Source organism: Microcoleus sp. AT8-A3 (assembly GCF_036705675.1).
Lineage (GTDB): Bacteria > Cyanobacteriota > Cyanobacteriia > Cyanobacteriales > Microcoleaceae > Microcoleus.
This window is the reverse complement of sequence record NZ_JAUBVD010000104.1, coordinates 1-11,173: the sequence shown is the minus strand read 5'-3', so window position 1 is coordinate 11,173 and position 11,173 is coordinate 1. Positions and strand designations below refer to the sequence as shown.

Below are 11,173 nucleotides of genomic sequence, written 5' to 3'. Positions count from 1 at the left end.
TGCTTTCATTAGCTTTGATTACATAATGATATTTCATTATTATTGATTGTACCTCATAACAGCGAAAACCGCTGTATATCTATTGTTCTTGATTTTTGTCGGCATCCATTGCCTCTTTGACGTATTGTTGAACTTGCGATCGCACTTGTTCGTAGGCCACCGACGCGCACCAAGGTCGGAGAGATAAAATAGTTGTATCGGGAGTAATCTCGACCACCAAACAAGTCGGGGGCGGATTCTCCAACACCAGCGGGTGAGAGTGGGCAATTTCTAATAACTCAGCTACAGTTGGACGAATTGGCCGATCGCCAATATCAATCTTCAAGTCTACTCGCCTCGTTCCCATTGCCGTTGTATTTTTCAGTGTACCGTTAAACAACTGATTGTTCGGGACAATAATTTTTATGCGATCGTCTGTCACCACCGTTGTTGAAAAAATCCCGATGCTGTCCACCACTCCCTTAACATCCCCAGCTTCAATCCCATCCCCGACTTCAAAGGGCCGCAAACTAATCAACATTACCCCAGCAGCAAAGTGCGACAAAGTATTTTGCCACGCCAAACCAATGGCCAAACCCGCTGCACCCACCACCGCAACCACACTGGTAGTTTGAATTCCCAACTGACTCAAAGCGGCGACTACTCCCACTACCAAAATCGTAATCTCAGCAGCTTGAACTAAGAATTTCCGCAGCGTGGCTTCGGTGCGACTCAGTGCTCGGCGAGTCACGCGGCCCGCAAAGTTGATAGCAAATCGCGTAATTAACAAAATGCCGATCGCCCACAGCAGTTGAGGTACAATTTTAAACCCCAATTCCACGAATCTTTTCGAGAATTCTTGGGCTACTTCCAAGGCTTGTGTTCTTTCTGCATTTAGCTGAGAATAGAAGGTTTGGGCTATTGGTAAAAACGTCTGAATAACTGTCATGTTAATTGGGAATTGGGAATTAGAAATTGAGAATTGCAGTCTCAGTCTTCTGCATAAGTCGGAGAGTCCGACAGGGGTTGAAAACCCCTGTCTCATAGCGGAAGTCCTCTAGAAGAGGACTAAAGTCGATAATTTTATCCTTCAAACTCTTGAGTCGGTTTCAACCGACTTTTGCTATGAGGCAGGGGTTTAAACCCCTGCCGGACTGTCGATAATTTTATCCTTCAAACTCTTGAGTCGGTTTCAACCGACTTTGGCTATGAGGCACGGGTTTAAACCCCTGCCGGACTATTCTTAATAGTGTACTGCTACGCGGGGCAATCGGTGTTTAAAACCGCAGAGAATTTCCCACGAAATAGTTCCTAAAGTCGCGGCCCAATCGTCAGCACTAATGTGATATTCCCCATCTTTGCCCAAAATAGTCACCACTTCACCGACTTCTAAATCGGGAATATCAGTTACATCCAGCATTAATTGATCCATCGTCACCGCGCCCACTTGCCGCACGAACTGACCCCTGACTAAAACCTGCATTTTATTAGAAAGATTGCGGGGAATACCATCTGCATAGCCGATACCAATTACGGCAATCTGTGTCTGCCGCTGAGCTATAAATTGATAGCCGTAACTGACGCCGGTTCCTGCTTCAATTGTTTTTACCTGCGTTACCCTAGCTTTTACCTGCATTGCGGGCTTCAAATTGGATCTCGACTGCAAGTGAGGAGCTGGATAAAGACCGTAGGTAGCTAAACCGACCCGCACTAAATCGTAGTGCAAATCCGGGTCAGCGAGGGCGGCAGCAGAGTTTGCCAAGTGGAGGCGAGGGGGGTTAATTCCTGCTATTTTAATTTGCTCGATCGCCTGTTGAAACCGCTGGTGCTGCTCTCTCATAACTGTGGGGTCGGGACTGTCTGCAGTCGCCAAGTGAGAGTAAATACTGGCTAATTTTAAATTGGGCAACCGCTTGACTAATTGCACAAATTCTGTTGCTTCTTGCCAGGACGTACCCAAGCGAGACATTCCCGTATCTAACTTAGCGTGAACTGGCAAAGATTGGTTAATGCCTGCGAGAACTTCCGAAAAAATTAAGGCTTGTTTGGCAGTACAAATAGTGGGCTGCAAGTGCCAATGGGCGATCGCCTTTACCTGTGGGGCTGTATGGGTTGCCCCCAACAACAAAATCGGCGCTTCTATCCCAGCTTCTCGCAATTCTATTCCTTCGGGAATTGTCGCCACTCCCAGCCAACTAGCACCTGCTTGCAATGCTGTTTGACTGACTGCAACAGCACCATGCCCGTAGGCATCCGCTTTCACAACTGCCATCAGTTGTGTGTGAGGAGATAAGAGCTTTTTAAGCTGTTTTACATTGTGAGTTAAAGCTGCTAAATCGATTTCTACCCAAGCCCGCTGGCATAGTCCCCCGTAACCGTCCCCCAGCAACGTCTGGCGGGATTCTTTTGTCGTTGATTCTGCGGTTGTTTGTTCCCCACTCCACATTGTCGATCGCTCCTACTTGCTTACACCATTAAAAACTGCTCTCAAAACTGCTAGGATATTTTACCCTAAGTTTGATTATAAGATTTTTCCTTTAATCAATGTTATACAAGTTTGAAAAAAGAATGCAACGGTCGGCAAGCTGCAAACCCATATTCCATAAGTCATTCCCCATCTAAAATCTAAAATCTAAAATCTAAAATCTAAAATGGTATTAACTGGTGTATCATAGCACCAAAAATACCCGGTAAAAACTATGGACGGACTAGCCTACCTACATTTAGCTAAAACTTGGGAAACGGCTACAAATCAGGCTTTCAAGGGCGGGCAAGATGCCCAACCCCTACTCCCCACAAACAACAACTTAAACTCTTGTGGAACAGGCATCTTGCCTGTTCATGAAAATGGTACAAGATGTCTGCTTCAAAGAACTAACTCAAAAATGCACCTAAAGTTAGCCTCTGCTCCTTTACTTTTCTTTACGATCGCTCTCACAATTTTAAATTTAGTCAATCCCGCACTCGCCATCAAAAAAGGTGATTCAGGCCCCCAAGTAGCCCAACTTCAGAAAACTCTACAAAACGCAGGCTATTTTCGCGGTAAGGCTACAGGATTTTACGGTGCTCTCACCCAGGCTGCTGTGAAAAAGTTTCAAGCAGAGAACAACCTGAAAGTTGACGGAATTGTCGGCCCTAAAACCTTGTCAGCGCTGAAAGGTAAGCCGGAAGAGGGGAGTATTGAAGCTGCGGAAAAAATCGCGCCAAATGTCGATAAATCTTCGCCATCTCCTAGCGCCACAGAAAACCGCAACGAACTCGAAGATAAAACTAAAACTCAGCCCCCAGAACCTCTATTTCAAGAACCCTCTCTGCCACCTTTTAAAACTGAAAATTCCGAAGATATAAAAAGTGAATCACCAACCACAAGGCTAGTAAATCCTCCCGACAACACTCAAGGAAAAATGACCTTGAAAAAAACAATTTACGGCAACATCTCGCCAAAATCAATAGTTTATTCGGGAGATGGCTTGTTTTTTGCTCAAAACATGATGTACCGTCACACCATCACAGTTTACGACAGGAACTTTAAATTAGTCAAGACTATTCCCGATACAGTAAACTTGTCGAAGTTCGGATTTTCTAAATTCAAAGGCAATTATAAAGGCTCTCCCGTAGAAGCAGCTTTTTCAACCGATGGCAAATATGCCTACGTCTCCAACTACAAAATGTACGGTTCGGGGTTTAGCAATCCGGGAACCGACAGGTGCTCTCCAGCCGCAAAACACGACCAAAGTTTTCTGTACCGCATCAATACCAAAACGTTAAAAATAGAAAAGGTAATTCCTGTAGGTGCAGTGCCGAAATTCAATGCTGTTTCGCCTGACAATCGCTTCGCCCTCGCTAGCAATTGGTGCAGTTGGGATTTGAGCATAGTTGATATCAATAAAAACATCGAAATCGAGCGGGTAAAACTGGGTGCCTATCCTCGCGGTATTGTTGTTACTCCCGACTCAAAAAATGCCTATGTTGCCATCATGGGTTCTTCCAATATTGCGAAAGTCAATCTCATAGACTTTTCGGTAGAATGGCTGATAAATATTGGCAATGCGCCGCGTCATTTGACGATCGATCCCAACGGAAAGTATCTTTATGCCACTTTAAATGGTGAAGGAAATGTGGCCAAAATTGACCTACAAACTGGTAAAGTGGTGGACAAAGTTTCGACAGGAAGAGCACCTCGCAGCATGACAATTTCCGATCAGGGAAAACTGCTTTATGTGGTGAACTATTTCTCGAATACTGTTAGCAAAGTTAGGACTAGCGATATGAAAGTGCTGCAAACAGTGAAGGTTAATTCAAGCCCAATCGGCATTACCTACGATCCAGAAACTAATCAGGTTTGGGTAGCTTGCTATTCAGGCAGTATTATGGTGTTTCAAGATTAATTTAACTTGTTTCTATGTTCACTCAAGCGTGGACTAAGAAAGAAGGACTAAAGTCCTTACTACAAACTGGTTCGGAGTGAGAACTTTAGTCCTCAAAATTAAGGCGGTAGCAAACGTAATGATGCCTTTGCAACCGAATTTCATATCAATTACAAAGCTTTTAGATTAATTTTGTGCAAACTTATAAAAAGACAATCGATATCTTTACTACGAGGTACTAACTTATCTTTTCCAGTTAAGAGATGTTGTGTGATTAGTGGTGGAATGGGAAAGCAAGCTTTAATTTTAGTATCTTTAGCTTCAGGGCAATAAATTTCAAAATCATCTCGATTACTTACTTGTTCTTTCAATCGATCGATTATGGTGGTGTTTTGGTTATAGTTACATAAATCAATAATTATTATTACACCACCTACAGGTATTTCATTAAGCAAAAAATTGAGATTTGTTTGAACTGTAGATATATTATAAATTTCATTTAGACAATTTTGAAAAATGAACATTTGGCTTTTTTGAATTGTTGTTTTGATTGAGTAAAGAGAATTAGATTCGCATAAATCTAGGTAATTACTATTTAGCTTTAAATCTCCGGACCAGTATTCCGGTATCACAAATTTTTCGGTAATATTTCTGCTTAAAGTCCATTCCTCAGAAGCAATATCATATACATTAACAGTTAATCTTTTAATGTTTTGATACTTATCTGATAAGTATTTACTTAAGCCTACGATTTCTGGACATGGCCCTGCACCAAATAAGCATACTTCTAGCGTTTCGTTTGTTAGATTTTTCAATAAATTTTGAGCGTGTATCATTTCTAATATTTGAAAATTCATGTACGCATAATGGGGATAATAACGCATCAAATAAACTGCTTGAATTGACGGCTCCGAATAATTTACTTTAACCTGATTCGATCTATAAGAATACCACAATGCTTCTGCGGGTTTTTGTAATGATTGTAAATAGTTTTCAAAGGTTCCCTGGTGGTTTTTGTGATAAAAGTATGTCGAATTTTCTAATCCATCTAAAATGCAATTGTACAATATTGTCTTTGTTGTCTTTTTGATTGGTTTTGCTACTTCAGTTTTAACAGGAATTTTAGGTTTAATTTTTATGTCTTGATTTTTATGCTTAGCAATTACAGTGTGCAGACTTTCTCGCTGTATATTGAGAGATTTAACTTCTTCTTTAAGCCGCTCGACTTCGACCACAATTGAGTTGTATTCTTCTTCAATCGTGGTTTTTGATTTAGTTTTGCTATCAATTGCCTGTACAAGTTTTATTCTTTTATTTTTCAGGCTTAAAATCTGATTTTCAATGCTTTTTAAATTTTCGGCATGGCTGCGGATATTTTCAAGTTCTCGGTCAGATTTTTTGCTTAAAACGAAGGCACTACTAAGGGTGCTAATTGTCGCTATACCACCTATGACAGCACTTTTATGAAGATTTTTTTCTACTGCTATACCCAAACAAAAAGCAATACTAAAGCTTAAGGTTCCTAATAAAAGTAGATTTTTCATAACTCAATTAACCCTGATTTGATAGCAGCGCTGAAATTTTATTTTCTTTATTTTAAACGGGTTTGATGATTCTAAAAGTTAGATTTATTCTTGGTTCCACAAATTTAGAAGTTTTAGGAATTTGATGTTGCCAGCAATGCTGGGTTTCACCTTTCATCAACAGCAAACTACCATTGAGCAAATTTATATCAATTTTGTAGTCTTTTGAAATTTTATGCTTTAAGGAAAATCGGCGAGTTGCCCCAAAGCTAATTGAGGCTATAATCGGATTTTTTCCTAATTCTGGCTCGTCATCGCTATGCCAGGAAACGCTATCTTTACCATCACGATATAGATTGAGAAGCACGCTATTAAAAGTAACTTTTGATATCTCTTCAGCTTTTGATTTAATTAATTTGAGTGTGGGAGTCCAAGGATCGGGATGCTGTTCGATGCCGGAATATGTATATGATTTGCCTTCATCTCCATACCAACCTGTAAGTCTGGGTAAAGGTATCTTTTTTCCATAAAAATGAATAATATCCTGTTTCCAGTTAATACTAGAATATAAATCTGAAAAAAGACGATCGCTTTCTTCGATGCTAAAAAAATTGGGATAGAAGAGCACTTCTCCATCAGTATCAATAACTACTGTTTCTTGAATATCGCTGCTATCGAGCTGATTATCCCCAAGTCTTATCTGATGATACATAATAATTGCCTCAAATCGAATCAATGAGTGTGGAATGATGATTTGACATGATTCCTGTGATTTTAACATCGATCTCAACTGCCCGCAAACCCAAGAAACCGGGTTTTTGGCTGATTCTGTCAGCTATGAGGAAGTATTGTCGCAAAAAACCCGGTTTCTGACGGCTCGCAAGCCCAAGAAACCGGGTTTTTGGCTGATTCTGTCAGCTATGAGGAAGTATTGTCGCAAAAAACCCGGTTTCTGACTACCCGCAAGCCCAAGTCAGACTCATAGAAAAAAGAAGGGCTTCATTCCTCTAATTAAAGCCGCACAACATACTCAGAAGCCTTTGCAGGTACTTGGCCTTTTTTTGCCATAGCTTGGTAAATCATGGCTGCTACTTCAGCGCGAGTTGCTGTTCTATTAGGCTGCAAAAGTGCGCGCTTCGGGTGGTTGACAACAATGCCAGCTTCTGTGGCTGATGCTACTTTGTTAACTGCCCATTTCGGCACTTTTTTCCTGTCTGTATAAACTTGTAAAGTTTTGGTTGTTTTTGTTGATGGTTTCAGGCTCAAACCGCTGGCTAAAGCTGCGATGACTTCGACACGGGGAATATTTTTGTCGGGACGGAACTCATTGTTTGGGTATCCTTTAAGATATCCAGTTGTGACGGTGTGGTCGATCGCCGGAGCTACAGGACTTTTGTCTTTTACGTCTTTAAAATCAATCGGTTTTCGGATCGGCTTTTTGTCGTCGGACATTCGCTGAATTAAGCGCGCTAGTTCGGCTCGCGTCATCGGTTCGTCGGGACGAAATTTGCTGTCGGTGAAATCAGTAAAGATTTTGCGATCGACTAAAGCGACAATGAACGGACGCGCCCAATATTTGTCGGGAACATCGGATAATATAACAGGCCCAACTTTGGGTTTATCGGCTTTGGGTTTATCGGCTTTGGGTTTATCGGCTTTCGGTTTGGTAATTGCTGGATCGGGAGTCGATCGCGCAATTGGCTTCGGAGGAACAACGATTACACCCACCGGAGGAGTTGCCGGTAAAATCGGCCCTAAAGGTGCCACAGGTGCGACATCTGGTTTTGACGGAAGGGGGGTTGTCGCGGGCGATCGCAAATCCGAACTTGGCGATTCTGGCGTTAATATTCCCGGAGTCGCGGGAGTAACAGCAGGCTGAGAGAAAACGGCTGGAAATTGCCAATTTCTGGCATTCAATCGATCGGGATTTTTACCTGTTACCCAAAATAAAATTGCTCCCATCGTGCCGAAGGCAACCAAGATAGCAATCAATTCATCCAATCCTAGAGGATTTCTTTCCCCTGACGGGGGTTGTGAAGAAGACATATTGTCACCTACATATCACTGTAGAAATTAAATCACATATTTTTTGGGTCTGGGGGAAACAGAGAAGGCTAAATCAATTATTCCAAAGTTTTCATTCTCCATACCTGCGGCGACGGGGCATCGGGAGGATATAGCAATCTTAAATGAATTGTAAAAAGATGTAGGGGTAGTGCTAAGTGCCTACCCCAGCCTCCTGGGGCAACCACGGGGGGTTTGCCCCTACAAAAATTACACAAATAATGCGAGGATTGCTATAGATTAAATCAACTTTTACCGATGTCAGTTGCTAATTTTTGTACTCTTCAACTCAGCGCCTTCTACTCCCGAAAGAGCGATTCCGACTCGGTTGACGAGAATTTCTGCCGCTACCAAAACTGGGCTGCCGCTTGTTTGGATTTTGACGTGGCTGTGGCGATCGCCTCAAAGTGCTGCCACCGTAGCCCGAACCGGTCGATCGATTGCCATTAGGACGTACTGAGGGTCTTACTGGCTGGTTGTAGGTGGGCGATCGCAAGCGGCCGGTCGTCCTTAAAACTTGACGGTTTCTCACAACCGGAGGCGGAGTTCGATACCGAGTTTGATACTGCTGAACAGCTTGGTTGTAAGTATTACCATACCCGCCATATCCTGTCATAATCCCCGGCTGATAGACTGGCGGCATATAATATTGCGGTCTAAATAACAAACTGCCGATCGCCTGACCGGCCACAGCTCCAGCAAACGGTGCCCAGAAGCCTGATTGCTGTCTCACTACTACGGTTTGTGGCTGACCTGTTTGAGGATTAGGAACAGTTTCGGTAACGTTGTGAACGTACTCAATTTTAAAATCTTCTGTCAAATGCAAAACCGCTTGATTGTTCTCCACATTTAGATAACTTTTCTTGCCTGCCGATATTTCTTCATTTGTTAAGCGAGCCATTTGCAAATCCCTAGTGCGGTAAACTGGGGGACTGCCGGGGGGAGTATTCAGCAACATCAAACTGTATTCGCCATCAGCATCGTTGTAGGTAACTTGCTGTACGGGATATTGGCCTTGAGCCAAGTTATTGTTTGGTGCAGGGCGCACAGTGTTAATATTCGGATTTCCCGCAGGATTTGTAGAAGTTTGTGTGCGAGGTGAACCGCAGCCGGTTGCCGTCCACAAAAAAGTTAAAGCCATTAAATAAATTGTCAGTTTTCGCAGCATCATAAATAGTAATTGGTAATTGGGCATTGGGCATCGGGCATCGCGCATTGGTAGCAAATAACCCTTCGACTCCGCTCTGGGCACCGCAAATAACTAATAACTAATAACTAATAACTAATTACTCCTTCCTTAAATGGGAATAAGTTCGGGGAAATTGACCAACACTTGGTCGTTGGTAAGTTCGTCTCCCAACTGTGCGGGAGAAAAGTGAACTTGCACAGCTCGGAGCCTTTCTTGGTAATGTAAATTAATCAGTGCTTTTAAACCGACTTTCAGCGCGCTGATGTCCGCAAGGTCAGTTTCTAGGGCCGGAACTTCGCCTTCATAGGCAACTGTCAGCATCACCACCACATTTCTAGTTACCGGCAAAGACAAGGGGGAATTTTTATCGTAAACAGATGTACTGTATTGAGGCTCGCTGAGATAGCGATCGGCTGAATCAATGAAAAGTTCATCCACATAATCGCCCGCTTCGCCTTCATTCCAAAAAACATCGCCTTCATTGGCGGCTGCTTGCCAGTAGTTGTCGTACTGCAACAGGTGATTGCAAATTTCTACAAGACCTTCTCCTAAAACTGCTATGTCGCCATCGGCATCAATTGCTTGTCTGGCGGTGCGGTTGAGAACTCCTAACAGCGGTGCAACATCTTCGCCTGTTAGGTGAACGAACACCCGGCAAACTGCCAATCGAGTTTTACCTGTAAATTGATTGAATCGATCGCGCCAAGCATTCATAACCTAATAGTTGTAATCTGTAGGGCTATATTTCCAACGATAGCAGGGGATTTGAACTCTTGCCGTCTACCCTCAGATTGATCTGAAGAGTATTTTTAGCGATCGCCTCGGCAGCGTACTGTCTCGCTTTGACTCATCTAATTTTATAGCAGTTTTCAATCGGATCAAATACAGTTCAAATACAGTAGGAAAACCGCACAGCCTTGTCCTGACGGAGAGCAGCGACTTTTAATAATTGCTATGAGATTGATGATGGTAGCAAGAGTTTTTTTAATTGATATTAATTCAGCGCTCGTTTGCTGAGCCGGAATATGATACTGGTGCGATCGATTCATCTGTCTATTGTTTGCAGTGCTTCGCGATCGCCATGACAAGAAATTGTAGGGTAGATAATTTAGACTCAAAAAACCTCCAATCTTGCAAGATTGGAGGTGCGCTAAGCGAATACGTTGGTTTGAGATAACTATTTGACGATCGCGCTTTGGACTTGTTCGATCGCAATTTCAGAACTCAACTCAGCAACTGGCGAAACCGGCAAATCCAGCTCGCCACCTGGAGCTTCTGGGTGTTCGCGAACGACTGCAACCGCATTTGCTGACTCAGCTACAGCACCCGCCGCCGCCAAATCGAGCAACGCCGGAACTTCCAAGTGTCCAGAAACACCTGCATCTGCGATCGGAGCCGACTCTTCAAAAACTTCAAAATTATCGGTCATCGCAGCGCAAGCAGCAGAAGCGCGCTTGCCGGCACGGTAGCTCATGTAAGCAGCACCGCCACCCAAAACTCCAGCCAAACCGAGGAAACCGATAGCTGCTGTTTTGTAGGATTTCCACGGATTAATGCGCTCCGAGCCGCCGGAACCTAGGAGGGTTGTCGCAGAACCAGATTTAGACGCGCTAGATTTGCTGTAGGAACAGGGGAAAGCAGATGCGGCGTCACCTATGGCGATGCTGCTTGCGATCGCGACTACGGAAGCAATGCCAGCTAACACTTGAAACTTCTTCATGATGCTTGGGAGATTGTAAAGGATAATTAAAAAATTAATGGTAACAGCTCTTTACAAATCTATCAACTCTGCGCGCCGTCCATATCGCGGATCGATCGCAAAAGTCAGCTATAGCCTCACGCACTTCAAATTTAAAATTGCCCGCTTAAAAAACTGGAATGGTTATTATGTAAGCATTTGGGCGAACAGATCGGTGGAAGTTCAAGTTTTGTGAACCCATACTTGGATCGCGCCCAAATTAGAAAATCTGAGGTGAGTCCCCAATGACATGAGAATCCTGTCAGACTTAGAAATAATTCAGCACAATTGCGCCAAGGCATACGCAAAGCAA

Annotated in this window: 9 protein-coding genes; 1 reads left to right on the top strand and 8 read right to left on the bottom strand. The window is 43.2% G+C overall.

Annotated features, from left to right (window positions below; all coding sequences use genetic code 11):
- Window positions 1-79 precede the first annotated feature (79 nt).
- On the bottom strand, window positions 80-928 hold the full coding sequence (locus QUB51_RS29435; protein ID WP_333058160.1) for a mechanosensitive ion channel family protein: 849 nt from the start codon (window positions 926-928) through the stop codon (window positions 80-82).
- Between the two features lie 294 nt (window positions 929-1,222).
- The gene (alr, locus tag QUB51_RS29430; RefSeq protein WP_333262154.1) at window positions 1,223-2,425 is read right to left on the bottom strand and encodes an alanine racemase; all 1,203 of its coding nucleotides are present in this window, start codon (window positions 2,423-2,425) and stop codon (window positions 1,223-1,225) included.
- A 439-nt stretch (window positions 2,426-2,864) separates the two neighbouring features.
- Between alr and QUB51_RS29425 the strand changes: the two genes are divergently transcribed.
- Window positions 2,865-4,367, top strand: coding sequence for a peptidoglycan-binding protein (locus QUB51_RS29425; protein WP_445299465.1), 1,503 nt, complete (start codon window positions 2,865-2,867; stop codon window positions 4,365-4,367).
- A 149-nt stretch (window positions 4,368-4,516) separates the two neighbouring features.
- Here the strand turns inward: QUB51_RS29425 and QUB51_RS29420 are convergent, their stop codons facing one another.
- The 6 genes from QUB51_RS29420 to QUB51_RS29395 all read right to left on the bottom strand — a co-directional run bounded on the left by QUB51_RS29420 (window position 4,517) and on the right by QUB51_RS29395 (window position 10,842).
- Entirely contained in the window at window positions 4,517-5,890 is a 1,374-nt protein-coding gene (locus tag QUB51_RS29420; protein WP_333262148.1) for a hypothetical protein, read from the bottom strand.
- Window positions 5,891-5,942: 52 nt separating this feature from the next.
- On the bottom strand, window positions 5,943-6,650 hold the full coding sequence (locus QUB51_RS29415) for an alpha-ketoglutarate-dependent dioxygenase AlkB (protein WP_333233773.1): 708 nt from the start codon (window positions 6,648-6,650) through the stop codon (window positions 5,943-5,945).
- A gap of 230 nt (window positions 6,651-6,880) precedes the next feature.
- The gene (locus QUB51_RS29410; RefSeq protein ID WP_333058155.1) at window positions 6,881-7,915 is read right to left on the bottom strand and encodes an S-layer homology domain-containing protein; all 1,035 of its coding nucleotides are present in this window, start codon (window positions 7,913-7,915) and stop codon (window positions 6,881-6,883) included.
- Window positions 7,916-8,222: 307 nt separating this feature from the next.
- Window positions 8,223-9,104 carry a hypothetical protein gene (locus QUB51_RS29405; RefSeq protein WP_333262161.1) on the bottom strand — a complete coding sequence of 294 codons (882 nt, stop codon included), beginning with the start codon at window positions 9,102-9,104 and terminating at the stop codon, window positions 8,223-8,225.
- A gap of 126 nt (window positions 9,105-9,230) precedes the next feature.
- Window positions 9,231-9,836, bottom strand: coding sequence for a DUF1517 domain-containing protein (locus QUB51_RS29400; protein ID WP_333058150.1), 606 nt, complete (start codon window positions 9,834-9,836; stop codon window positions 9,231-9,233).
- Window positions 9,837-10,299: 463 nt separating this feature from the next.
- Window positions 10,300-10,842, bottom strand: coding sequence for a hypothetical protein (locus QUB51_RS29395; RefSeq protein ID WP_333058148.1), 543 nt, complete (start codon window positions 10,840-10,842; stop codon window positions 10,300-10,302).
- Window positions 10,843-11,173: the final 331 nt, after the last annotated feature.